Source organism: Paraburkholderia sp. GAS334 (assembly GCF_050436625.1).
Classification (GTDB): domain Bacteria; phylum Pseudomonadota; class Gammaproteobacteria; order Burkholderiales; family Burkholderiaceae; genus Paraburkholderia.
In genome coordinates this window covers 1-25769 of record NZ_JBNDMO010000052.1, presented here as the reverse complement: position 1 = coordinate 25769, position 25769 = coordinate 1, and the positions used below count along the sequence as shown (strand labels likewise).

Annotated in this window: 18 protein-coding genes and 2 pseudogenes; 12 read left to right on the top strand and 8 right to left on the bottom strand. The window is 60.6% G+C overall.

Going from position 1 to position 25769, the window contains the following annotated elements; translation table 11 throughout:
• A partial coding sequence (locus P3T21_RS36605) for a transporter (protein WP_429260746.1) occupies window positions 1-360 on the top strand: 360 nt, incomplete at its 5' end.
• Window positions 361-698: 338 nt separating this feature from the next.
• On the opposite strand, the gene P3T21_RS36600 is transcribed toward P3T21_RS36605, so the two are convergent.
• A complete protein-coding gene (locus P3T21_RS36600) occupies window positions 699-1280 on the bottom strand; it encodes a putative quinol monooxygenase (protein WP_429260745.1) in 582 nt (193 codons plus the stop codon).
• A gap of 996 nt (window positions 1281-2276) precedes the next feature.
• Here P3T21_RS36600 and P3T21_RS36595 point away from each other — a divergent pair.
• The 3 genes from P3T21_RS36595 (at window position 2277) to P3T21_RS36585 (ending at window position 5747) form a co-directional block, all read left to right on the top strand.
• Window positions 2277-3068, top strand: coding sequence for a hydroxyacylglutathione hydrolase (locus P3T21_RS36595; RefSeq protein WP_429260744.1), 792 nt, complete (start codon window positions 2277-2279; stop codon window positions 3066-3068).
• A 514-nt stretch (window positions 3069-3582) separates the two neighbouring features.
• Window positions 3583-4215, top strand: a complete 633-nt coding sequence (locus P3T21_RS36590; RefSeq protein ID WP_429260743.1) for a class I SAM-dependent methyltransferase — start codon at window positions 3583-3585, stop codon at window positions 4213-4215.
• 401 nt (window positions 4216-4616) lie between these two features.
• Window positions 4617-5747 carry an IS110 family transposase gene (locus tag P3T21_RS36585; protein WP_429260742.1) on the top strand — a complete coding sequence of 377 codons (1131 nt, stop codon included), beginning with the start codon at window positions 4617-4619 and terminating at the stop codon, window positions 5745-5747.
• Window positions 5748-6245: 498 nt separating this feature from the next.
• Here P3T21_RS36585 and P3T21_RS36580 read toward each other — a convergent pair whose 3' ends face one another.
• Window positions 6246-7358, bottom strand: coding sequence for a substrate-binding protein (locus tag P3T21_RS36580; RefSeq protein WP_429260741.1), 1113 nt, complete (start codon window positions 7356-7358; stop codon window positions 6246-6248).
• A 1023-nt stretch (window positions 7359-8381) separates the two neighbouring features.
• Here P3T21_RS36580 and P3T21_RS36575 point away from each other — a divergent pair.
• Window positions 8382-8696, top strand: a complete 315-nt coding sequence (locus tag P3T21_RS36575; protein ID WP_429260740.1) for a YdhR family protein — start codon at window positions 8382-8384, stop codon at window positions 8694-8696.
• A 220-nt stretch (window positions 8697-8916) separates the two neighbouring features.
• Here the strand turns inward: P3T21_RS36575 and P3T21_RS36570 are convergent, their stop codons facing one another.
• Complete coding sequence (locus tag P3T21_RS36570) at window positions 8917-9843, bottom strand: M28 family peptidase (protein WP_429260739.1); 927 nt, start codon at window positions 9841-9843, stop codon at window positions 8917-8919.
• 329 nt (window positions 9844-10172) lie between these two features.
• Between P3T21_RS36570 and P3T21_RS36565 the strand changes: the two genes are divergently transcribed.
• From P3T21_RS36565 to P3T21_RS36550, 4 genes are read left to right on the top strand one after another with little or no spacing between them, the layout of a single operon-like run.
• Window positions 10173-11378, top strand: a complete 1206-nt coding sequence (locus P3T21_RS36565; RefSeq protein ID WP_429260738.1) for an efflux RND transporter periplasmic adaptor subunit — start codon at window positions 10173-10175, stop codon at window positions 11376-11378.
• Window position 11379: 1 nt separating this feature from the next.
• Window positions 11380-12072 (top strand): ABC transporter ATP-binding protein, encoded by a 693-nt coding sequence (locus tag P3T21_RS36560; RefSeq protein WP_429260737.1) that lies wholly within the window; start codon window positions 11380-11382, stop codon window positions 12070-12072.
• A 21-nt stretch (window positions 12073-12093) separates the two neighbouring features.
• Window positions 12094-13248: an ABC transporter permease gene (locus P3T21_RS36555; RefSeq protein WP_429260736.1), complete on the top strand. Its 1155-nt coding sequence runs from the start codon at window positions 12094-12096 to the stop codon at window positions 13246-13248.
• Window positions 13249-13256: 8 nt separating this feature from the next.
• Window positions 13257-14423 (top strand): ABC transporter permease, encoded by a 1167-nt coding sequence (locus P3T21_RS36550; protein ID WP_429260735.1) that lies wholly within the window; start codon window positions 13257-13259, stop codon window positions 14421-14423.
• Between the two features lie 40 nt (window positions 14424-14463).
• On the opposite strand, the gene P3T21_RS36545 is transcribed toward P3T21_RS36550, so the two are convergent.
• From P3T21_RS36545 to P3T21_RS36525, 5 genes and pseudogenes are all read right to left on the bottom strand, one after another.
• Window positions 14464-16452, bottom strand: a complete 1989-nt coding sequence (locus P3T21_RS36545) for a thioredoxin domain-containing protein (RefSeq protein WP_429260734.1) — start codon at window positions 16450-16452, stop codon at window positions 14464-14466.
• A gap of 421 nt (window positions 16453-16873) precedes the next feature.
• A complete protein-coding gene (locus tag P3T21_RS36540) occupies window positions 16874-17161 on the bottom strand; it encodes a GYD domain-containing protein (RefSeq protein WP_429260733.1) in 288 nt (95 codons plus the stop codon).
• 319 nt (window positions 17162-17480) lie between these two features.
• Window positions 17481-17693, bottom strand: a pseudogene (locus P3T21_RS36535) (transposase); the annotation flags it as partial.
• A 146-nt stretch (window positions 17694-17839) separates the two neighbouring features.
• On the bottom strand, window positions 17840-19705 hold the full coding sequence (locus tag P3T21_RS36530; RefSeq protein ID WP_429260732.1) for a VWD domain-containing protein: 1866 nt from the start codon (window positions 19703-19705) through the stop codon (window positions 17840-17842).
• Between the two features lie 25 nt (window positions 19706-19730).
• Window positions 19731-19844: pseudogene (locus tag P3T21_RS36525) on the bottom strand (IS5/IS1182 family transposase); the annotation flags it as partial.
• A 468-nt stretch (window positions 19845-20312) separates the two neighbouring features.
• Between P3T21_RS36525 and P3T21_RS36520 the strand changes: the two are divergent.
• The 3 genes from P3T21_RS36520 to P3T21_RS36510 all read left to right on the top strand — a co-directional run bounded on the left by P3T21_RS36520 (window position 20313) and on the right by P3T21_RS36510 (window position 25413).
• Window positions 20313-21323, top strand: coding sequence for a DUF3800 domain-containing protein (locus P3T21_RS36520; protein WP_429260731.1), 1011 nt, complete (start codon window positions 20313-20315; stop codon window positions 21321-21323).
• 396 nt (window positions 21324-21719) lie between these two features.
• Window positions 21720-23630: a VPA1262 family N-terminal domain-containing protein gene (locus tag P3T21_RS36515; RefSeq protein WP_429260730.1), complete on the top strand. Its 1911-nt coding sequence runs from the start codon at window positions 21720-21722 to the stop codon at window positions 23628-23630.
• Window positions 23623-25413, top strand: a complete 1791-nt coding sequence (locus P3T21_RS36510) for a hypothetical protein (protein WP_429260729.1) — start codon at window positions 23623-23625, stop codon at window positions 25411-25413. Before P3T21_RS36515 ends, P3T21_RS36510 begins: the two co-directional genes overlap by 8 nt.
• Window positions 25414-25769 lie beyond the last annotated feature (356 nt).

Genomic DNA, 25769 nt, shown 5'->3' with positions numbered 1-25769 from the left:
TATCAGATCGATATTCGTTCTGGGAGTTCTCTTACCCGCCGACAAACTGCATCGCCAAGCCAGGCGGGGCCTCACGAACTTCTGCAAGGCCGACTTGAATATCTTGTTGGCTACTCGCTTAACAGCAAGCTCCAGCTCGGACTTCAAGGATTTCTGCTGAAGCAGTTCGCCGATGACGATGTCAACGGCACGCCCGTAGGAGAGGACGGGTTTCGCGGACAAGCTGTCGCAGTTGGGCCGCAACTACGATACATGTGGTCGCAGGCGGCCGGCATTGTGTTCAAGTATCAGCGCGAGTTCGCCGTGCGGAATCGGCCGCAAGGCAACAAGCTCTGGATTGAACTGTGCTTCCCTCTTTGATCGGAATGCTGCGTCAAACCTCGCGGCGGCTGCCGGCGGTACGGATGCTGGTCGATTGTTTTGCGGTGGCGTTGTCGAAGGCCCGCATCCAGCCTTGCGGTCTGCAAATTGATGCGGTTGGCGGGAAGACGCTGGGTAGCGGACACTCACAGCGCCAACGACGGGCGGCCGCGATGGGTCGAACACGGACGGTCTTGCCCGAAAACTCTCGGGGCCGGGTACCGCCACGCGATTCGCTATAAGACTGTTTGCGCTGTCCCTGACGATACGACACGGAGGCAGATTCCGACCTGTGGGGAAGGTTCCCTATCAGGCCTCGTTCGCCGTCTGCTTGACGTTCACCGCGCCCCCGTAGACTGGTCGGCCCATTTTGCGTCGACCACGTCGAGCATTCCGATATCCGGCACGCTGCCCAGCAATGACAGCGAATGCTTGGCGAGTTCCCGAGGAACATGACCCGTCAAGTGTGCAAACCGACCGCCGTTGTCGGGGAAGACGTCAAAAATGCCGAAGTGACCGTCGTCAAGGCGGATGGCAAACCAGGCAACGGTCTTGGGTTCCTGCTCCACGAGTGCTTGCGCGTCGCGAAGGAACTGCGCGACCTGTGACTCATGACCCGCCTTTGCCTTGAACGTGAGGAGCAGCGCCTTCGTGACCGGCTCGCCCGATGACGTTGCAGGCAACTTGTCGGCCAGGACGTCGAGTTCCTGAATCAGCGGCGCCCCGGCAAACACGCTGCCGCCGGCATCCAACAGTGCTTGTGTAACTGGCCCCGCCAGATGCGCCTCGCGGCCGGCATCGTCCGGGAACACGTCGAAGATGCCGTACTCCGATCGCCCGAATCGGATCGCGAACCACGCGGTCGTTGCGGCTTCCGCCCGACCCATCGCGAGAGCCGAGCGCAGGACGTCTTCCGCCATGGCGTCGTCGTTGCCAGCCTTGACTTCCAACCTGACGAGCAGACCTTTAGTGTCCATGAGACACCTCCATTCATGATCGACCGACCGTGAGCGCGTCGAGCGTGCAGTCCTTCGACTGCTAACAAGCCAGCAGCGCCGCGCAGTAGAGCCAGTGCCCTCCCTCCAGAGGACACCTGCGGTCATGCGATCGTCGCCGGCGGCATCGGGCGAGACATCTCGCCCGGCGACCCTGCGCGTGTGCAATGCACCTCAACTGACACGATAGTGGATTTCGCCGCGCCGTTCCAGGCGGGTCCGCTGGAACCGGCTTGCCCTTATGACTCTGGCATCTGCAGTTACACGAGCTCGCTCGCAACACGTCTGCAAGTCAGGAGCCGGAGCCTGCCGACGTCCGGTGTTGGCCGGACCCGGTTCCAGGCTGGCGGCGGTGGCGACTCCAGTTTGCTGCGCCGGCCCGCCGAACTGAAACCGGTGCGAGGCGGCAGTGGGCATGCTGAACGTGTTTCGGCGAGACGACGGAGTGATCCGCCACTTTTGGGGCGCGGAGCTCCTCTTCGCACCGACCGATCCCGGACAGGATTATCGCCACGTCGGTACCATCGAACCGCTCTGGAACCTGTTTGACCTCACCCCGAGGGACGTGGATCCGACTGGGATGAGCAGTTGAGCTACTCATGCTGCGCCGCGAATAGTGTAAGAGCACCGCACGCCGGGTGAGCCGCGCATGCTCGAACTCCCCTCTAGTGGCGTCCCCGGTCAGGGATTCGGCTGCAGTATGAGCCGTTTGGAGCCTAGTGACCCGCGGAACTGTAGTCTGACGAGGCTCCGACTGTCTTGGTCGGAGCAATGCCAACAGGAGTTGAACGACCGCTGCTACCATAGCAGATCGAAGCCTACGTGTTGCGCCCGCGGCGATGCGGTTCCATGGGCGTCAGGTCGGTAACATGGCTTGCTAACAATGCCTGTTCGTCGGCAGCAAGCCGTCGGGAGCACACGATGATCGTCGAGCGTATCTGGACTGGCAATGCCTACCGCAACTTCAACTACCTGATTGTATGTCCGGAAACCGGCGAAGCGCTTGCCATCGACCCGCTGGACCATGAAAAGTGCCTCGCCGCCGCGAAGGCCAAGGGTTGGCAGATCACCCAGATCCTCAACACCCACGAGCACCGGGACCACACAGGCGGCAACGAAGCGATGGTCGCGGCCACTGGCGCCAGGCTGCTCGCTCATTTCAAGGCTGGCACTCGCATCGCGGGGGTGGACCGCGGTGTCAAGGCCGGAGACGTCATCAAAGTCGGGAAGCGGGTCGAACTCGAATGCATGGACACGCCGGGTCACACCATGTGCCACATCTGCCTGCGATCACATACCGACCAGCCGGCGCTGTTTTCCGGCGACACCCTTTTCAATGCGGGCGCCGGCAATTGCCACAACGGAGGCGATCCGGGCGAGCTGTATGCCACGTTTGTGGGCCAGCTCGCCAAACTGCCGGACGACACGAAGATCTACCCCGGGCATGACTACATCGAGAACAATCTGAGGTTCACGTTGTCGCTCGAGCCGGAAAACGCCGCTGCCCGGGCCCTGCTTCCCCGCGTGGCCGGTCATGACCCGAAGACCTCGATCGTCACCACGCTCAAGGATGAAGAGCAATTCAACACCTTCTTCCGGCTCACAAGCGCAAGCGTGATCGCCAGGTTGCGGGAAAGCTTCCCGGATCTCCCGGAAGAACCCGATGCAAGGACGGTGTTTCTCAAGCTTCGCGAGTTGCGCAACAGGTGGTGATGCAGCAGGGCGCGGAGCGTTGCTTGACCTGGCCCACCGCATCGGGCCATTTCTGTGTAGACGGCATCATCGAAGGTAGAGGGGGGCGAACCTCCGGGTTCAACCTCGCCAAAGCAGTCCCTGGCGGAAGCCGGTCCTGGCCTGGACAGTTGATGCGGCTGGGCGCCCGAAGTTTATCCGGTTGCATCGCAACTTTCCTATGCTCACTTATGGGCAGACCAAAACCTCGAACGATGTTACCGCTGAAGAGTACGAGCGTTACTGCCAGTTGCTCGAGGAACTGGCGTCGCTGCTGAAGAAGGGGGGATGGTGAGGCGGTCGAGTCGTTTCTTTTCTCGGCGGTGGACTGGCGTGAGTGCTTCGATACCGTGCGCTTTCCTCCGAAACCCAAGAAGAATCAGTTGCGCACACGGAATCGCGTTGTTCATCCTGTTCGGCGCGCAACCGACCACGACCGATGACACCGGAAGTACGACGTAGTCGTGCGGGAAATGCCCCGAGATATACTTCCCGCATGGAACTCGCCCCCCGCGACCTTGATAAAATCAGTGCCGTCACGTTGCAGCACTACGACGCGCACGCGGAAGATTTCCGCAACGGCACGTGTGACCACGACGTCACGCAGAACATCGCGGCGCTGCTGCACCATATCGAAGTCGAACCGCCTCTTACGATTCTGGATTTCGGCTGCGGGCCGGGGCGCGATCTCAAGGCCTTCACCACACTTGGCCATCGCGCGGTCGGCCTCGATGGCGCCGAGCGCTTCGTCGCAATGGCGCGTGACGCGACTGGCTGCGACGTCTGGCAGCAGGATTTCCTGCATCTCGATTTGCCGGCCGCGCACTTTGACGGCATTTTCGCCAACGCCGCGCTGTTCCATGTCCCGAGTCAGGCGTTGCCGCGCGTGTTGCGGCAATTGCACGCGACGCTGAAGCCCGGCGGCGTGCTGTTCAGCTCCAACCCGCGCGGCACGAATCAGGAAGGCTGGAGCCACGGCCGCTACGGCGTCTTCCATGATCTCGAAGCATGGCGCCGATATATGGCGGACGCGGGCTTCGTCGAAATCGAGCACTATTACCGGCCCGCCGGCTTGCCGCGTGAGCGGCAGCCGTGGCTCGCCAGCGTGTGGCGCAAGCCGGTTGCCTGAAACGCCAGGGGGCTGTTCCACCGGATGCCCGCGTTGGGTTTGGCAGATCCTTGCGTTCAAGCCGCTTTGATGCAGCGCAAAGCAGCCGATTTGCAACAGTGTCCATCGCGCAGAGAAACGGCCAGTCGTGGATCTCGCACAATCGGCAGAAGCGGGGACGCCTGTCGTCGGTCAACGAGGCGGATTGCCTCATTCGCCAACATACGGAACCGGGTGGCAGGCCTCTCCCTGACCGCCAGCGACTGACCGTAGCCCCTACCGCGCGAGCGGTTTAGGCAGTATGACTTTCCGTGAGCTAGTGGCTGGCCCGCCGTGAGGAACCAAACGCGGGTTAGCATCACTGCCAGAGCCGCACGATGTGCACAGGGCACACCCCGGCGATTTCCAGCGCGGAGGCCAGCGTGAACCACGATAGCACGGTGTTTGTCGGTCTGGATGTTCACAAGGAGTCGATCACGGTGGCGTGCGCGATCGATATGGGCGACGTGGAACTGCTGGGCAAGATCGGAACGCTGAAGGCGGATATCGATCGATTGTGCAAGCGTGTTCAGTCGAAGGCGCACCATGTCCGCGTTGTCTATGAAGCCGGCCCCTGTGGCTACGGACTCTTCAGGGAACTCGTTGAAAGAGGATTCGACTGCGTGGTATGCGCGCCGTCCCTGATTCCGAAGAAGCCGGGCGAGCGCGTCAAGACGGACCGGCGCGACGCGGTCAAGCTAGTACGCGCACTGCGCGCTGGCGACCTGTCAGCGGTACACGTGCCGGATGTTGAAGATGAGGCATTCCGGGACCTGGCGCGCGCATGGGCGGCAGCGAAAGCAGATCTCAGACAGGCCCGCCAGCGATTGAAGTCCTTCCTTCTATCGCATGGAGTCCGCTACTCAGGTAACGCCAACTGGGGGCCCGCGCACCGGCGATGGATAAGTCTATTTGCATTCCCAAACCACTGGCAACAACTGGCCTTCGACGAGTGCCGTCGCACGATTGAAGACAGGTTTGCGCAATGTGAGCGCCTCGAGGCGACCTTGCATGAAGCTGTCGTCGGCTGGCGATTTTATCCGGCCATACTTGGTCTGCAGACCATGCGCGGCATACAGTTCATCACCGCCGTGGGCATGCTCTCCGAATTGGGGGACCTCTCCCGCTTCGAGCACCCGCGTCAGTTGATGGCCTGGCTGGGCGTGACGCCCTCAGAACATTCTTCGGGTGAGCGGCGGCGTCAGGGCAGCATCACGAAGAATGGCAACAGCTATGCAAGGAAGCTGCTCGTCGAGGCCGCCTGGAGTTACAGATACCCGGCACGCGTGAGTCCGGAAATTCAGCGCCGACATGAAGGCATTCCCAAACGTATCCTTGACCGTGCCTGGGACGCACAGGTCCGACTCTGCCGCCGATACCGCAAGCTGGCAGCACGAGGCAAGAATGTGAACATCGCTGTCGTCGCCGTCGCACGCGAACTTGCGGGGTTCATCTGGGACATCAGCAAGCTCTCAATGTCGCTCGCCGTAACGCGAAACGGGCAGCCGGCGTAACGCTGAGCTTTGCTACCTAGATTCGACGAGTTTCCTGAAGGCGGCGTAGCCCGGCACCCGAGCAACCCGCGGTTGGACTATGCAACGGACATCATTCGATTTGCGGCTTTAGATAGCGGCAGGCTCAAGGGGCGGACCTCTGTAATGCGGTACCCAACCCGCGAATATCAGTGCGATCCACCGTCGAGACTTACTGCTACGTCGCCTCCAGGAAATTCAGGTGCCTGACAAACGAAAACCGATCCCGATTGACACGGAAAGTCATATCAGTCCTTCGGCCATCTCCTGCCATTCGCCTAGGTGCTCAGACGGACATTCAAACGTCCGGTGCACTTAGGCGGCGGACGTTCCCGTCGCGCTAAAGTTCCTCGCGCCCTATACCGGTGGCGTGGGCGTTTTGCCCGGTCTGATCCTGCGGTCGCCGCGTGAATCATTTCCTAAAATGGACGCCACGCCTTCCAGTCACCGGATCAATTCTCAGTAGCCCTTTTGAATTGCCTAATCTATGCCTTGCATGCACTCCTTCGGATCAATGACCCCAAGGCTCTTGACGATCCTGAAACTACCATTTTTTGCCTGGGCAATGTACATATTCATTCGAACGTGATGCTGGCCGGGAACCATTTCAGCTGGACCACCCGGGCCCTCGGCGATCTTTGCGTGGTCTAGTGCCTTAAGGACATCTTCCTGCCTTAGCGAGCCTGCCTCATTCACAGCAGCCTCCCAGAGCCTCAGGCCTCGGTACATGCCTGAACACGCACTGCCAGCAGTGAACTTGGCATTGCCTGGATAGAGCTTGTCGTACTGATCGATCAATGTCCTACTGAAGGAATCGCTGACGTTTTGGTAGTAATCGAGGCAACTGTACAGACCCTCCACGTGTGCGGCTGGCACCAAGTTCAGGAAGTTCTCGTCGAAATACGTGCAGACTATGTATCCACCTCGCTTCGTAAAGCCAGAGTCGTAAAGCTGTTCGAGGAATGGCGTGAGCCCAGGAGGCACGATCGTATTGAATACCACCTGCGCACCGCTGGACGTGATCTTGTCAATAGTCTTGCTGTAGTCAGTGTGATCGAGGGGAAAGTACTCCTCTCCGACTATCGCGCCACCGTTGGCCGTGACAACTTGACGAACCTTCTTATTCATCGTGTGTGGCCAAATATAGTCAGCTGACGGCAAGTAGAATTTCTTCGCACCCGTTTCTTGCATCAACCACGGCATGAAAGGTTCAACCTGCTGCGCTGGCACCGGGCCGGTACAGAAGATGAGCGGGTCACATTCCTGTCCCTCGTATTGCTCTGGGTAAATGTAAAGCTTCTTGCCATTCACTACAGCGGACCGCTTGATAGCCTGCCTCGTGGAGCTATAAATGCCACCGAAGATCACATCGACTTGATCTTGCAGGACGAGCTTGGCAGCTTTGGCTTCCGCTACGCTATCTGTAGTTGCGCTGTCCTCAAGGTACAGATCTATCTGCCGCCCCAACAAGCCACCCTTTGCATTGATGTCGTTAATTACCATCTTGGCCACATTTGCATTGGCGATACCCATGAACGAGAGTGCACCCGTCTGGTCCGTGACTACTCCCACCTTGATGGATGATTTGTTCATGGCGTTCTCTCCTCTCGGAACTGGCTACTGGTGAATGAGCGCTGGCTTTCGAACGGTGTACTCGCACATGTGTTGGCGTGGCCTGACATATCTCTCGTCTTTGGGAAGCATGCTCACCCATACCAGCCTGAGCTTCAGTTCCTTGGGATGTCGCCTGTGACGGCGTTCTGTAACCATACGTGCTCGCCCTCGCACCAGCATAGGTCAATTCAGGGTTGGCTTCCTCTCCAGCGGACGGGGTTCAATCCACGCGAACCGTCAACACGCGTAAATTTCACCTGAGGTCCGCTATTTCCCTTCGGGTCTAGCCCCACGCGCTGCTCAAACACCGCCGTATCATGCTTCATGACGCGCGGGCGATCCACCCGGGAACGCCGCGAATTTCGCTGCGTTGCCTCAAATTCACCACCGCGCACCGGTTACCCTATGTCTTATCGTCTTCCACGGGAGATGCGGGAAACCATTCCCTGTCAGAGGCGCATCAGGCTCTAAAACGCTACTACGGCTGCGAGACCGGGTTCTAGCCACCGAGTGGCTATCCATAGCGGATCATCGCCAAGACTTGGGCACTCCCGCGACTGTCGGATAGGCCGGTGGTGTGCCGAGTGACTCGAAGGGATAAATGACCGCTACCGCCGGCCCATACCGGCCATTCACATTTCAGAGATAGCGAATCACGGCGGGTAGTGCAAACGGCTTGTCCGTCTCGGCGGGGCTCGGATTAATAATCCGGACTGTCCGCGCATTTCGAGACCGTCTCGCGGACTTATCCTGAACCGCCGTCAAACACGACGCCGACATGTGCCGCGTCGTCTACAGGTCGGGCAATTGTGTCGTGCCGTGTCGTAACGTTGGCGTAGGATCAACAACAGGAGACGGTGATGAGAAGCGCAGACGCATCGTGCTGGCCGAGCCCGCCGGCTTGCTTGCCAAGAGCCCGACCGTCCGGGAGGCCGGTCTTGGACGCGCCGTGAACGCCCGGGCTTGCGGCAAGCCACGACCCGTCGACCCAAGGACACATCCATGATCACCGCCATCGTCCTCTACGACCTGTCGCCGGACATCGGCCTCGAGGAGTGCCGCGCCCACTTCACGAAGATCGCCCCGGATTTCCTCAAAATTCCGGGCTTCCTGCGCAAGCAGTTCATCTGTGCCCGCGACGGCAAGGTCGCGGGCGGCGTCTATATGTGGGAAAGCCAGGAGGCGGCCGAACGCTTCTATTCCGGCGAATGGCTCGCCGGAATCCGCGCCCGCTACGGCACTGAGCCGACAATCAGCTATTACGAGACCGTTGCGCTGACTGACAAGGCGAGCGGCCATGCGGGCGGGCTCGACTGATCGGCGGTGGGGACCGGTCATGCAGAGCGCAATCGGATATTCATCTGCATCCAGGCGCCGCAAGCACTTACGAGCCGCATCTCACGACGTCGTTGGGCAACGCCGGCGATTGGCTGGACGAAGCTGGCGCTCATGACCGGACGTTCGCGCCGCTACTGCGAGTGGCCTTAACGGGGTCGGTAGCTGACAGAGGCATCGACTCGAAAGCGGCCCCCCACGGTCACAACTGCCTCTTTTCTGGGGCCCGGATCTTGCCGGGATTCGCGCCACCCGGCCCCAACGACGCCACGCTTGCAGCCAACCCGCGCGTCACGGCGGCCATGCACCCATAGTCGAGCGTCGCTGGGACATCGTGAGCGGTATGGTAGTGCGGGTTGCGCAGGTAGGCGGTGTCGGTCACCATGGCGGCCGGATAGCCGTGGCGCCAGAAGGAAGAATGATCGCTCAACGCGACCCCTGGCACCCACCACGGCAGCGCCGCTGCTTCGAGCGGAAAATCGGACGAGGCCTGGAACGCGTCGACGAACCATCGCAATTGGCGCGCCGAGCGAAGATTGGAGACGAAACCGATAAAGTTGCCGCACGCTGGATAGAAGTAACGCAGCAAAGGCGGATACCTTTGGGTACCCGGCTCGTCCCGGTAGTAACCGAGCATCTCGAGCGAAAGCATCAGGCGAATGCGATCCCCGCGCAGCCGCGCGGCTCTCGCGTACCTCAGACTGCCCATGTCGCCACGGAAGAAGAACGGCGCTTCCTCGTTCACGAACGCAACGCAGCGCACGGTGTACCGAGGCGAGAGGGACTGAAGCATGCCCGCGATCTCGAGGAGCGCGGCGACGCCGCTGGCGTTGTCATCGGCGCCAGGGCTGTTTCGCACGGTGTCGTAATGCGCGCCCAGCACAATGATTTCGTCAGACTGAACGCAGCCTTCGAGCGCAACTTCAATATTGGCGCAGGGAACCCCTCGCACCTGGTAGTCCTGATGCGTCACTGTACGGCCAGACCTCGTCCACTGCTGCACGATATAGTCGGCTGCCGCGTGCAGCGCGTCCGGCCGGAACACGTTGCGTTCGCCGATGTCTTCGGCGAGAACCTTCACATGGCGTTCCAATGCCGCAGCGAGGTCCGGGACGTGCGCAGTCAGCATGCGATTCTCTCCACCCGTTCATGAACGAATACCGCCATTGAAGCAGGAAACGGCTACCAGCGAGCGTAACTCCAGGAGCGATTCATATCTCGAATGTGCGCCGCTTCGAGCGGCGACGACGATATTGCCCGCATTGCAATCGGCGAGTCGCTTGAGCAGGTCCGGGCCGAACGCCACGGCGGCGCCACCGTGGCGTAAGCGCGGACTGGGCACGGCGCTATACTGTGAGCCCGTTCACCGCTCCACAAGCCGGCGTGGCGATACGTCGAAACGGCGTTCCTGTACGGCGCTTGACGAACGTGACCGCTTGCCGGTGCAAGGCGCGAAAATTGGCTGATCACGATCTGGAAAGGCTGAGAATCGACCGGCCGTCGGCCGGCACTGTCCCGCGGCGGCGCAGCTGGATCCGTTATGCGGTCATCGCGCTGCTCATCGCAGCGGTGCTCGGCGTTGCCGCCAGGCTGGCCGGTCCGCCGGCGGTCGAAACGGCGACTGTGACATCCGCTTACCCGTCGCAGAGCTACACGCTGCTCAATGCCACGGGTTACGTCGTGCCGCAGCGCAAGGCCGCGGTTGCATCGAAGGCGCAGGGTCGTCTCGAGTGGCTCGGGGTACTGGAGGGCACTCACGTGAAAAAAGGCGAGGTGATTGCCCGGCTCGAAAGCGCGGATGTCGAGGCAGCGCTGGCCCAGGCGTTGGCGCAAGTGAAAGTGGCGCAGGCGAGTCTTGAACTGCAAGTTGCCGAGCAAAAGAACGCCGAAGCCAATCTGCGCCGCTCCGCAATACTGGCGCCCAAGGGGGCTATACCGGCAACACAATACGATGCCGATCTTGCCCGCTACGACAAGGCCAAGGCGTCGATCAACAACAGCAGGGCCACCATCCTGTCGGCGCAGGCCAACGCCCGTGCCGCTCAAGTCGCTGTCGATCAGACGGTGATTCGTGCGCCATTCGATGGCGTGGTGATCGAAAAGCATGCGAACGTGGGCGACAACATCACCCCCTTTTCGCAGGCATCCGACAGCAAGGGCGCGGTCGTGACGATCGCCGACATGGAAACGCTCGAAGTCGAAGCGGACGTGGCGGAGTCCAACATAGCCAGAATCAATGTGGATCAGCCGTGCGAGATCCAGCTCGACGCGCTGCCCTATCTGAGACTGGCAGGCCGGGTCTCGCGCATCGTGCCGACGGTGGACCGCTCGAAAGCGACCGTGCTGGTCAAGGTGCGTTTCGTGGATCGCGATGCGCGTGTGCTTCCGGACATGAGCGCAAAGATTGCGTTCCTCTCCAGACCGGTTCCGCCGCAAGAAAAGCAGCCCGTTGTCGCGGTGCAGCCCGCCGCGATCGTCGAGCGCGAAGGCAAGAAAGTGGTCTACGTGGTCAAGGACGGCACAGTGCGGGAGGTAGCTGTCACGACGGGCGCCAGGATCGGCGAGCTCGTCGCGGTCAATGGCGTGAACCCGGGCGACACGCTCGTACTGGCTCCGAACGAGAAGATCAGGGACGGCGCCAAAGTGACTTTGGCGAAGAAATAGCGTGAGTACCGCACCGCTCGTCGAAATTTGCCACGTCGCGAAATCCTACCGACGCGGAGTCCAGACCGTGCCAGTCCTGGCCAACATCTCGCTAGGAATCGGAGAGGGCGACTTCGTCGCACTGATGGGCCCGTCGGGATCGGGCAAGAGCACGCTGCTCAATCTGATTGCCGGCATCGACAGGCCGGATAGCGGCGAGCTGCGGGTCGGAGGGCTCGACATCACGCGACTTCCGGAAGCGGCGCTGGCCGAATGGCGCGCGGCCAACATCGGCTTCATTTTTCAGTTCTACAACCTGATGCCCGTGCTCACCGCTTTCGAGAACATCGAGCTGCCGCTGATGTTGACTCGTTTGACCCGGAGAGAGCGGCGTGAGCGCGTTGGGCTGGTGCTCGACATGGTGAACCTGGCCGACCGCATGCACCACTACCCTTCCGAGCTGTCCGGCGGCCAGCAGCAGCGCGTCGCCATCGCTCGCGCGCTCATCACCGATCCGACACTGATCGTGGCAGACGAGCCGACCGGCGACCTGGACCGTGCGTCAGCAGAGGAAATTCTTTCCATGATGCAACGGCTCAACAGAGAGCTCGGCAAAACCATCATCATGGTCACCCACGACGCTCACGCTGCCGGCGCGGCGAAGGCGCTCGTGCATCTGGAGAAGGGGGAGCTGAGCGATGGAAAGATCCGTTGAACGGGGTTGTGGTGCTGCGCCATGTACCTGCTGAAGCTGATCGCGAGAAACGCGCTGCGACACAAGCTGCGCACCATTCTGACCGTGGTGGGGCTGACCATCGCGGTGCTAGCCTACGGGTTGCTGCACACGGTGGTGGACGCCTGGTATGCGGGGGCCGCCGCAGCCTCGAATGCACGGCTCGTGACACGCAACGCCATCTCGCTCGTGTTCCCCTTGCCTCTGAGCTATGAAAACCGTATCCGGGGCGTCGACGGGGTGACACTGGTGGCTCGTTCCAACTGGTTCGGGGGTATCTATCGCGAGCCCAGGAACTTCTTTGCGCAGTTCGCGGTATCGGACAACTATCTCGACCTGTACCCGGAGTTCGTACTGCCGGCGCAACAGCGCTCCGATTACCAGCGTGATCGCAAGGGGTGCCTCGTGGGACGGCAACTCGCGAGCCAGTTCGGATTCAAGTTGGGCGATGTGATTCCGATTAAAGGCACGATTTACCCCGGCACCTGGGAATTCGTCGTTCGCGGCATTCTGGACGGACGGGACGAAACGACGATCACACGTCAGTTGCTCTTCCACTGGGAATACCTGAACGAAACCGTGCGCAAGACGACGCCCCGGCAAGCGGATCAAGTCGGTGTCTACGTCCTGGGCATCTCGAACCCGGATGATGCCGCCGCGATTTCGCGCAGTGTGGATAGCGTCTTCAAGAACTCGCTTGCTGAGACCCTCACCGAAACCGAGCAGGCGTTTCAGCTTGGCTTCGTTGCCATGTCGAATCAGATCATTGCGGCGATCCGCGTCGTGTCGTATGTGGTGATCGTGATCATCATGGCGGTGATGGCCAATGCAATGGCCATGAGTGCGCGCGAGCGTACGGTCGAGTACGCAACGCTCAAGGCGCTCGGCTTCGGGCCCACGTTTCTGGCGTTTCTGGTTTTCGGGGAGTCGACCGCGATCTGCGCGATCGGCGGCAGCCTCGGCATTCTCGCCACGCCGCCGGCGGCGAGCCTTTTCAAGCAAGCTACGGGCGGCGTGTTCCCCGTTTTCAACGTATCCGTCGAAACGATCGAGCTGCAGGCAGCATGCGCGCTCGCCGTCGGATTCGCCGCCGCCATCGTACCGGCGTTGCACGCGGCGCGGGTTCGTATTGTCGAGGGCCTGCGGGCAATCGGTTAGAGGTTCCTGTGGCGATTCCGCTTGCTTACATCGCGCGCAACCTGTGGACACGCCGGCTGACCACGATGCTCACAGCCGGCGGGCTGGCGCTGGTTGTGTTCGTGTTCGCCACGGTGCTGATGCTCGACGCGGGCCTCAAGAAGACACTCGTGTCCACCGGCGAGCACGACAACGTGGTGGTGATCCGCAAGGGTGCGGAAACCGAGGTGCAGAGCGCGATCGACCGCAACCAGGCAAGCATCATGGAAATGCATCCGTCGGTGGCCATCGGCGAGGACGGGCGGCCACTGGCGTCGAAAGAAGCCGTGGTGCTCATCTCGCTCGTGAAGAGCGGCTCGAACAAACCGTCGAACGTGGTCATTCGCGGGGTCTCGCCGACGGGCCTGGGCTTGCGTCCACAGGTGAAGCTGGTGGCGGGACGCATGTTCAAAGCCGGGTCGTCCGAGATCATTGTCGGGAGCAGCGTTGCGAAGGGCTTCAGCGGGACGCAGATCGGCGAGCATTTGCGTTTTGCCCAGCGTGACTGGACCGTTGTCGGAACCTTTGACGCAGGCGGCAGCGGCTTCGACTCGGAAATATGGGGCGATGTGGACCAGCTCATGCAGTCGTTTCGCCGCACCAGTTACTCGTCGATGGTGGTGCGCCTCGCGCAGACCAATCTCTTCGACCGTTTCAAGGCAGACATCGATGTCGACCCACGGCTTGCCGACGAAGCGAAACGTGAGCAGGCGTTCTATAGCGATCAATCGAAGGCGCTATCGACGTTCATCAACATTCTGGGCTTTACGCTATCGATGATTTTTTCGATCGCTGCGATGATCGGCGCGATGATCACGATGTATGCGTCAGTGGCCAACCGGGTTGCGGAAATCGGCACCTTGCGCGCACTGGGCTTCAAACGCGTCAACGTGCTCGCCGCGTTTCTCGTCGAGGCCATGCTGCTCGGCCTCGTGGGGGGGACGGCCGGGCTTGGCTGCGCGGCGTTGATGCAGTTCGCCTCATTTTCCACCACCAACTTCCAGACCTTTGCCGACCTTTCGTTCCGCTTCATTCTCACCTCGGCAATCGTGGTGAAAACGCTTGCGTTCTCGGTAGCAATGGGTCTCATCGGCGGGTTCCTTCCTGCCATGCGTGCAGCGCGCATGAACATCGTCGATGCACTGCGTGCACGCTGAAGGCGGGCGACCCCTGCAACCGGCTCGAGCAGGGCTGCCGTCAGGATGTACAAAGCTCGAGGAGCGCCTTGCCGTCGGTCACCGGTGCGGCGCACGTGCGGTTTCGGCACACGTAGGCCGTTGGGCGGCCCCTGACCGGGTGGCGCTCCCGGCCAATCGGCACGTCTTCGGCAAAGGCCAGCACGCGCGCGGGGAGGTATGCGCGGTGAACGCTTGCTACCAGTGCGGCGGCGCCCGATTTGTCGCCCGCAAAGATGATCTCGAGTGGGCTGCGTTGCGCGAAGTCCCGGGCGGCAAGGAAGTGCGCGAAGCCGGCTGGCGCCTTGGCGGCTGCGGCCTCGTATCGCCGCAATTCGTGCTCGGCACGGTCACGATAGAGATCGTGGCCGGTAAGCTCATGCAGGCGCAAGAACGCAAATACACTCGTTGAGATGCCCGACGGCCACGCATTGTCGTACGGCGCGCGCGGCCTGTGCACCAATGGCTCGCCGTCACACGGTGTGAAATACAGCCCGTCCTCCCAGAACTTGTCGAGGATGAGTGCCGCGAGTTCGACGGCCCGATCGAGGTAGCGCTTGTCGAAGCATGACTCGTACAGGTCGAGCAGCGCATTGGACAGGAAGGCGTAGTCTTCGAGAAACCCCGGCACCTTGGCTCTCCCGTCGTTCCAGGCACGGTACACGCCGCCGTCGGGCAGGGTCAGCTCGCTCTGGATGAAACTAGCGGCACGCTGTGCTGCGCTGAGATACTCGAGGCAGCCCGTTGCCTGGAAAGCGGTACAGAGCCCTTCGATCATCAGGCCGTTCCAGCCGGTGAGAATGTTGTCGTCGCGCGCCGGGCGCACGCGTCGGCCGCGCGCCGCCAGCAACCGCTCGCGCCAGCCCGCCAGACGCGCTGCTTGCAGCGCATCCAGCTCGACCGCACGCTGGAGCACTGTAGCACCGTGTTCGAAGTTGCCGTGTTCTGTCACACCGTAGGCCTGGCACGCCATTGCACCGTCGGAATCGCCAAGGACTGCTTCGATCCCGGCGACTGTCCAGACATAGAATTTGCCTTCCTGTCCTTCGCTGTCGGCATCTTCGCCGGCGTAAAAGCCGCCACCGGGGTGCGTCATGTCGCGCAAGACGTAGTCGATGGTTTCCTCCACGACGCGGCGCCAGGCCTCTTTGCCGGTCAGCCGGTAGGCGTCCGCGTACAGCTTCACGAGCTGGCCGTTGTCATAGAGCATTTTCTCGAAGTGCGGCACGGCCCAACGCGCGTCGACACTGTAGCGGGCGAATCCGCCGCCGAGCTGGTCATAGATGCCGCCAGCCGCCATGTGGTCGAGCGTGCGTTCCACTGCGTCAAGCAGCGTGGGCTCGCCCCTTCGATGATGGACGCGCAGCATGAGGTCATAACAGCTCGGGTTGGGAAACTTGGGGGCGCCGCCCAGCCCGCCATGAACCGGGTCAGTGTTCCGTGCCAGGGCGCGGGCTGCCTCTGCTGGCAGATCCCCGATACCGGTGGCTTCGCCGTCCAGATTCTCTTGATCGAGCTGTCGGAACCCCTCCCGAAACTGCGCAATAGTGTCGCGCAGCTCCTCTCGCCGATGCCGCCAGGCTTCGCTCAGACTCATCAGCACGCGCACGAGCCCGGGGCGGCCATAGCGGTCGTCCGGCGGGAAGTAGGTGCCGCCGAAAAACGGCTCTCCCTGCGGCGTGAGGAACACGGTCAGCGGCCAACCGCCTCCTTGTCCCATCATCTGGCTGACTTGCTGGTAGATGTCGTCGATGTCGGGACGCTCCTGCCGATCGACCTTGATGCTGATGTAGCGCTCGTTCATCAGGCTGGCGATACGCGGATTCTCGAAGGATTCGTGCGCCATCACGTGACACCAGTGGCACGCGGCGTAGCCCACGGAGAGCAGGATCGGCTTGTCTTCGTCGCGGGCGCGGCGAAATGCCTCTTCGCTCCATGGATACCAGTCCACCGGGTTCTCGGCGTGTTGCCGGAGGTAAGAGGAGGTTTCGGTGGCGAGCCGGTTTGTCATGGCAGTCTCCAGCCGGGCTTACGCGCCGGTCGTCATGACAAATGTCGCGCAGAGCCGTGCGCTGTGCAAGTGCGCGGCTGGCGGGTTTCTGGCCGACACTGCGGTGCGCGCACGGGACCGGGGCGCACGCTCATGGCGGCAGCATGAGCGTGCCGTGCAGGCACACGCCCCCGGCCTCGATCACCGTTCGCTTCGTGCTATAGGGGGATTGCCGGGGCGGCGAGGGGAGCCGGCGCCCTCTGTAGGGTCGGGTCGCGGTGAACATCGGGTACGCCGCAATCCCACAGGATTGCCTGCCGAGCCGCATTGCGCAGGCGAATCGCGGCATGGCAGCCGTTCCCGGCCGCAGACTGCTGTTGAGCGTGGCTTTACAGCGGGGAGGCGCACCCGGATGAAGTTCGGCCGGGTTTCGGCCAGCGCGCTATAGGGTCGCGATGAACTCTTTCCAGGCAGTCCCTTGGAGGGGCTCGGTGGTGGCGTGCCCACAGGCGCGGATAATCAACGCCGCTCTCTCGAGCTGTTTCAGATCGTCAGACTCGACGATGTCCGCCACGTCGAAGCGACCGAGTGTCAGATAGCTGTCTTTCCAGGTGACCGCAGGGCATTCGTCCTTGATTTTCTCGGAGACTGTGGGGGCGAGCTGTTTCAGGTCTTTGGGATCTTTGAACGCGTCAGGCGACAGCCGGCTAAGGATGACGTACGTGGCCATGGAATACCACCGTACAAAACATTGACCCGCAACTGGGTATGGCAGACACACGAGGGAAAGTAGCCTCCCATCAATGGGAAGCGCCCCCGTGCTTCTTGATTATAGTGGTGCCCCACGTCCTGGGCGTCCGAAATTGCGGGTCGTATCGTTTCAGGGCAAGGGATGTCCCGGGATGCGACCGTGCCTCCGGTTTTCGCAAACGGTCGAATTAGCGCCCGGTGCCGAACCCGGCTGGTCACGATCGTCGCAAACCGGCCATCTACGGTCGTTGGCCCGCGCTTTCGCGCGGACATTTGAACGTCGGCTACACCCGGCGGATTCAACCGGTGGATGCAATAGTTCGATGGAATCGTTCAGCCGGTGTTTCGTAATCCAGCGTCTTCCTTGGGCGCTCGTTAAGCCTTCGTGCCACGGCATTGAGTCTGGCCTGTGAGTAGACCGACAGGTCGATGCCTTTCGGGAAGTACTGTCTCAACAGGCCGTTGGTATTTTCGTTCGAGCCGCGTTGCCAGGGGTGTTTCGGATCGCCGAAGCCACGGCACGATCGCGAGCGAGGCGACTCTGCATTTTCCGAGCAGCGCTACCGACGCTCCCGGCCCAGAAAAACGAGGTGAGGCCGGGAGAGCGTGTGAGGCTAGAGGTCTCCAGCCGAAGCCTTTAGCCCTAGTCGTTTACCGGTCACGGATCACGATCCTTACCGCCGTTTCGAGCATTGTCGTCGTGGTGGCGACGCTTTCCACCGGCGTCGCCGACGGCGGAGGGTGCGGGAGTTCCTACATAGATTTTCGCGGCGCTTTCGCTGCCGATCACTGCGACATCGAGTGTACAGGCATCAAGTAACGACTTGACCCTGACGCCGGCTTGTTCGCACACGTGTCGGGCGGTCTTGTACTGGTTCGGAGGAAGGTCTTTGGCGAAGAAGGGCTTCTTGGGAAGGCCCGTCTCAATCCTCCGCTCGCCGCAGGGATCCAAAAGCGACTGCCCCCGAGGTACGGCCCAGCTGTTGGCGTAGTGATGATAGAGTTCGCTGAACGGAAACGGTGCTATGAGCACTTTGCCATCACGTGCTTCGATCTCGCTGATGTCCCCGTGCGAATTGAGAAGAAGACCGTGAGCCTCTTCGGGCCAGTGACCCAACCCCACTGTGACATTGATATAACTGCCGTTGAGCTCTGCACGCACCGAATTGCCGGTTGTATCCTGGATGGAATAGACGTTTCCGCTCCGGGAGAGGTGAACGCCGGACGGCAGGACAAGTGACTTTCCATCGTCGAGGGCTGTTGGCGTGCCATCGACGCTAAGCGGCGTATCCTTCAAGCAAACAGCGACATTGGTCTTTCCCATTCGTGTGGCGACGGCCTTGTTGATCGTCGCATTCGGCCACGTCGGCGCTCCAGATTGCTGCCGCGCCTGGACGACAAAGGCTGTGTCCGGGGTCCCGACCAACACAAAGTCACCAGGGGCCTGGAAATCGTAGAGTGTTCTTTCGAATGTTGTCAGATGTGTGTCGCCAACGCTGGTTGCGGCGGCGCAAGCCACCAACCCACCCGAACTGCTCTCCGAATATACGAGCGCCGGTCCAGCACCCGAAGCGGCCGGAGCCGTCGGGCCAAAGCTTAGGTTGTTTGTCTCGCCTGTGCTAGCTTGTGTGCTGCACACGGGTTTCTTGTTGGAGCCGTCATTCACCGAGATCCTCTGGATAAGCGTCGTTCTCGGGCTGAAGTTGGCCTGCGTCCCACAGCAGTCGCCGACGACGATAAAATCGACGGTATCCCAAGCGTTCTCCAGATTTAGGACACTGTCTGCAGCGAACGCATTCGCGGTGGCGCCGGGTGATGTCACCACAACAGTATCCGTGCCCCCCTGGGCTCTCCCCGTTAGAGTTGTGTTTTGCAGCTGCGCCGCGCTTATGGCGGGAGCAGCCGAGCTAGCGCTGTTGAACCAGCAACTGGGCCCGGACTGGATCCATGACGCCGACGGACACGGTGACCCGTAATTGATCAGCCAGTACTGCATGAATACGCACGGGCCGTTGCACTGATTTTGGGAGTAGATAAACTGCTGCCAGCCCTGGCAACCCACGTGACTTGCGCACGCGGGGGTTGCGAAGAACCGAGTATTCATCTGAATGCTGAACGCGTTGGCAGCATTCGGGTTCGCTCCAAAGGATCCCGTCTCGGTAACCGTTGCCGGGGTGACGCTGTCAAAGCTCCCTACCGCCGAAGAAATCAGCGAAGGCGTCACCTGAGGCCCTACGTCGTTACCGATAGAGCCACCGACGGTGTTCGGATATTTTGAGGGCGGGCCGCAAGGAACCTCCTTCCATTGTCTGGCCGGGTAGGTCGCGGTGAAGCATCCCTTCTTCGGCGCCGGGATCTTCGCGATTTCCTTCTGCCACTCTTTCAGAGCTTTTTCTTCGGGCGCCGGGCGTGGCGACGTCTCGGTCGCATTCGCTGACGGTTCAGCAGCGCCAGCGTACGAGGACAAGAACACCGGCAGCAGCATAACGAGGAGCGTGACAGCAAGTGTACGAACTGATTTCATGTGCTTCTCCCTCCCAGACGTTCTAAACACGACGAAAATGCTTGATGCCGTTGAAGAAGCGTTCGACCAGATTGCGGGTGCGGTATAACGCGCGGCTGTAGCGGCGCCTCTTGATCCGGTTCGAGCGCGGGGGGATAACAACTTCGGGCCAGTGCCGCGAATCCGCCTGCACCGGGGCATCGGCGCGTTGCAGCCCGTGTCCGCGACCGCAGCCTTTGCGGGCAGACCAAACAGAGCCTAGTCTTAGGCTTGGACGATTATCCAGGGGAGTTTTTTAACTTTTAGCAGAATCGGCTGCAACCAGCCATTGAAGCGGCTCGGCTCGACTGACCGCAAGGGGTCGGGTTCGGCCGACCGCATCGGACAGCAGTCGGCCAGAAACGGTCGGTCGATGTCTGCGCTGAGATCGACGACAATCCGTAGCGACGGACATGCGCGTGCCGGTGTTCTCGATTGTCTACGATCCACGTCTCTCCGCCGAGCGTCTCTTGCTGGACGACGAACGCTAAGGATTTTGGCGTGGCGGGCGCGGCTGAACAAACGATGCGTGGTCTGACATAATTGAAACCGAGCCAACTTTTGCCCATTTGCCACGGGCGTTGCGACAATGTTGATTTTCGTGGATGAATCGGGGACGTTCACTTTCACCGAGAAGGAAGACTCTTGGTGTGCAATTGCCGCCTATGTGATCCCAGAGTCCAAGAGGAAGCAACTTGACGACCTCATGCGGGCGTTTCGGTTTAAGTATGGAAATGGTCGCGAAGTCAAGCTAGGAAAGGCGGGCGAAACCGCATACATCGAGTTGCTGACGAAGCTACGGAGCATCGGCGGGATGGCGGTTGCGATTGCCGTTGATCTCAGCCTCCATCGTCGTGACGCAATCGAACGTCACAGGCAGGGTCAGGTGGAAAAGATCAGGAAAAACGTTCCGCACATGATCTACGAAGAAGGACGACAAGCCGTCCGCCAAATTGCGGACGAACTGAGCGCCTTGCCGTTGCAACTGTACACTCAACTGGTCTTGCAGGTCGAACTGATCTACACCGTCCTGACCTCGGCTACGCTTTACTTTGTTCAGCGAGAACCTGTCAGCTTGGGCAGTTTTCGTTGGCGCGTGGACCAGAAAGACAGAACGCCTACAGTTTATGAGAACGCTTTCAAAAAGCTGCTTCCGGGATTTCTGCAAACCAAGTCATTGCGCGAACCGATGATCTTCATTACGGAGGGCGACTACAAATCCTTCCGCCGCTTCGAATATGAGCCTGGAGAAGCCCCGGATTACTTGTCAAAAGTGTATGGCCTCGACGTCGATACCACTGGAGACGGAAGCATCAACATTGGCAAGATCATCAATGACGATTTCAAATACGTCGATTCTGAGAAATTTGCGGGCGTGCAAGTAGCGGACCTCCTCGCGTCTGGTGTTCGTCGGGTCCTTCGTGGCAACTTCGACAATGTCGAAGATGTCGCACTGGCGCTTGGCTCGAATATGCTTCAAGCAGTAAAAGACAGGTCCACAATCCGCTTGTTGTCTCTTGACCAGGTTGGTGAGGTAAGCGAGAAGGCCGCCGAGCTAATCAAGCTCATGAACAGCCACGCAAGGCCGATGATCGCATAGAGCAAATTATGGAATCCGGAATGGTTAAATGCAAAGGTGGGCCACCGCCAGCCCCGCCCGACTCTACGCGACGCTATCCGTAACAGGCTAGTGATCACGGGATAGAGCCGGGAGGCTAAACGGACGGGGCTATGCGAGGGCTAAGATTTGCGGCCGCACGATCGTGCAGGTTGATCCGATTTTCGGCAACGGGGAGACCTACAAGCCAGTGGAATTGTCGAGGCGGCGGACTCGTCGACGGGGTTGTCACTGTTGACAAAACGCTTTTCACGGCGCTTGTGTAGGCGAAGGAGTCGTTCGACCCGAACGACTATTTTCAGCTTCGACGCTTTTGGACCTGCAGCGTTCGACCGTTATCACCGATGTCTATCACACTACGCCATCGCGACATGACCTGTGTTCGGCATTGCTGACGCGGGCATAAGAAGCCGTCAGTCCGAACGCTTGCAAATCATGATTCAATGGATTCGGCACGGCGATGTGAGCAAGATTGCCGGACTACGTTGGCAGGCTTTGATTGATGAGTTGCCGCAATACAAAGCTGGATGGATCAAATCCTCGCTCGTACCTTCGACGGTTCGCGAAGTTGGTTCGGTAAGCATGGGAATGGGCGCAATGACAGAAACTTATTTTGCCGTGCAGAGACCAGTATCCGCAGAATGGCCAACTCTGATTGAGGGAGACTACTCTGTCGGTGTTATCCGCCTCGTCACCCTTATTCGAGAGCAAGTCAATCACGTGCTTTTCGCTTCCGTCGAGCTCCTGCCGACGGAAATGCCTGTCCCGCCGTCGCCCCCGAACGGGGGATGGTGGCAGAACTTTGGATCTGATCGTCTCTGCGTCGGTCGATCCGTTCTGCCGTTGACGGACGCGATCGCCTGGTACGAGACGCTTAAGCAAGGTCGGGCGGTCGTCCCAGGTCGGTCCTTCCCAATAGTGGCGGGCCGCCTTTCGCCTGAGCCCGATTACAACGGATTCACAGTCTTGCCTGATTTGCCGCCCTTTTCACCCACTTGGCACGGCAGGCCACGGTTGCACCGTCTCGTGCCGATGGAGGCGTTGGCTGACCCCGTCAGGGCGATGCGAGACGGATCAACGGAGGTCGAAGCCTTCATCCGCGCCCGGGAATGGTTGCGGCAAAAAATTCACTTTGATTTGCTGGCTTACGACGACTGGCTGGGCTCCGGTGTGCTAATCGCTCCGAACCCTCTTCTTCGTTATTGTGGTACCCGCATCGCTGAGCAGTCGACGGCAGGCGAGACCATTGAAGTCGGCGGGGCCCCGCGTCGTGGCGCCGATCTCTCGACCCTACGGCTGATCGTCGAAGAACTGCGCGCGGGAGCACCGGCCTGGCGTGCCGAAGGCACCCCCAATGCTCTCGGGCGCTTTCGTGCCCCAGCCCACTCCCAGATTGCGGCTGTGCGCCACGACCTGTCCTGCGAACTTCGTGGCCTTCTCGATCGCGAAGAGCCGTCGCCATTTTTTCGCAGCGTCAGCGTGGTGCAAGTCCCGCAAGGGACCGTGCGCGAGGTTGCGCCACCACGGCGCACGCCGTCAGCCCCACGACGAATGGTTCATGTTCGACCGCCTCAAACGCTGCCCGCCGCACCGCCGCCAACGGCTCTGCGTCAACTTGAGAGACTGCAGAGGGCTCGCGCTGATCGGATCGGCGACCTGCGACCGATTGAGGCTCCAGCGGTGCGGCGCAATGTCCGTCTCCTCGAGAGCGATAGAGAGGGAACGGTTTCTTGGATCCGGGAGCTCATTGCATCGGCGCGATCCCAAATTATCTTCGTCGATCCCTATCTGGACGCGGACGATCTTCAAGAGTTCGCGACGGCGGCGTCGTATCAGGGTGTCGCAATCCGAGGGCTGATTAATCCGCGACCTAACCGTAGTCGACGCCACGACACTAATGGAGAATTGTTCGGTGACCAGATGCTCGAGAAAATTGCTGAGTTACGGGACCCGGCGCAGGAATTCGGAGACATCGACATTCGCGTCTCGAAGATCCGTCGTTTGCACGATCGCTTCTTGCAGGTCGATGATGTGGTTTGGCATTCCGGGCACTCGTTCAACCAGATGGGCAAGGTCGAGATCAGCTTGATGACGCTGGTCGCTGAACCCATCGAAACTCGCGAGGTGCTGGCTGAAGCATTTGCCGAAGCGGAGCCCTTCGAGACCTATTGGGCCAAGCGTCCAGTCCCGCCGTGGTCGCTGAGACGAGAGGTCGGTTACCAGTTGCGTCGCTTGGCGAAATGGATAGAGCAACCAAGCAACGCGCCTCAGGAGACGGGGAATGATTGAGGACGGCTCAAACTTTTCTCGACCGCCCGATGGCGAAGTGGCCCTAGTCACGATGCTCGACTGGCTTCACGCTCCGGGCCGGACGAATGAGTTCGGGGAGCTCGCGCCGCGACCGCTTGACGGATCGGGGGCGCCCGACACTCTCGCGGAACGGCTCGCGGTAGCAGGCCTCACAGATTGGTGCGACGCTATCGTTGCCGCCGCAGGTCCTGGGCAACCTCTTCATCTGGATGCTCGCCTGAGCTGGCTCATGGGTCGAGCTGCCTTTGAGGTTGCCGTCGACGCGAATCAGCAGGGACTGTTTCGCGTCGTCGAGGAATTGCAGATGTTGGGCGGGGTCAGCGACGTCGCCCTAGCTTCGGCCGTCTGCAGTCGCATCGCGAATGAAGCCGAGAATTACTCACTCCTAGAGATCCTGCGCACGCGTCTGGTGACATTGTGGAACTCCCACTTCAACGACCGCCTGCGACGTTATGCCGAAGCGACCGTCGCGCAGCCGCTGACATCGCGGGGCTTCTGGACTCGCTATCAAGGCATGCTGATCGGCGACGGCTGGGCTCATCGAGTAGCCGCGACCCTGTGGCCTGATCGCTACATGGAGATACTGGCGAGCTTTCCGGCGCCATTTCAGCATGGCTTTGCTGGCCCTTTGTCGGAAATCGATCTGAATTTAGTTGCGTCCCTGATTCGCGCTTCCCCAGACGTGTTCTCGAGCGAAGGCGTGCCCCTTGGGCCAGTTGTCGTCTTCGGCTTACTCAATGCGACTGAAGCACGTTTCGCTTCTGTCGCGACACACGACGTGGAAGCGTTACGAGATGGGCTTAGCAGGGTCATCGATACCGTGTTCGCACGCCGTGACGGAAACTGGATCGCCCGGGCATGGCTGCAACAGATCATCTGGCGAGACACTCCGCGGCGAGCAGGGAGGGCCCAAGCCGACGTGACTAAGCAGAGAACCCTCCGCGATGCACTACTTGTACAACTGTCAGGTCGCATCACGCCTCTTGGTGAAACCGCGTTTGACTGGGTACGCCAGGAGGAACCCCTTTGGGGGGTTGATCGCGTCTTGTGCGAAGCCTCGATTCTGGAGGCCCATGGCGACGCAAGCGGGGCAGCCGAGATTCTCGCAGGAGCGGTTCGGCAGGGGCTGGTGAGCGCTACGGGTCGACCCGCGGGGCTCGTCACGACTTCGCCGGAAGCGATAGTCGTCGCACGCGTGCTCTCTCAACTGGCCGGCTTGACGGAGTGGTTCGGAGCTTTGTGGCGCGACACTTACGAACTGAGAGAGCAGTTGAGCTATCCGGCGCACCGGGGCCTCGACAATCCGGCCTATCCGGTTATTGCCTGGGGACTGATTGGGCTCAATTCCTCGCAGGCGACACGTGTCGATACGGCTGAATTCTGGCGCACGATCGGATCAGCTGTGTTCGAAACCCAGTGCATCGATCCAAACGCAAACTTGTTCAACGGCGCAATGCCACCGATCACTCGTGTCACTGTTCAGTTGGGCGCAGCGCTTGTCGAGCGTGGCGTGCTTCCTATCAACTACCTCGCCGACTTTCTTGCCGATCAGCTTGAACCGACCGCCGAATATGCGCGCCTCTGGCAGGTCACGAGGTCTGAAGCATCGGACGCCACGACCTTGGCCATCGGGCGCTTGGTAGGCGCAGCCACGTTGCGTCTGGCGTTAGAAGCTGGGCTCGCGCAAAATCTTCCGGGGTGGGACGCAGTACCCGATCGTTCCGCACGGGACGATTTGGCCGAATTCTCGCGCCGCCTCTAAGGGAAGCTAATATCCATCATAGGCCGCTGGAAGACACCTGACGACGGTCGAATGCGTTCAGTGCCGCATGTCGGACGCTTGCCGCGCGTCTTTTAGATAGGGGTTGTTGATCGACCTGCTACGGTTCAATCACCGCATCCGTCGCGACAGGTCGGATGTCCGGTATTGAGCAGTTCGAGTGTCTCTTGTGGGTCGGCAAGCGCTGGTCGCGGACATCACGGGTTGTACTCATGAACCGCAAGCGCTGGCGGCCGGTCTGATTGAAGTTGACCCGGGAAAACGGACACCTATTCTTTTGAAGAGGAGGTGCCGTCATGGGCCAGCATCGGAAGCCGTACCCGGCGGAATTCCGGGCG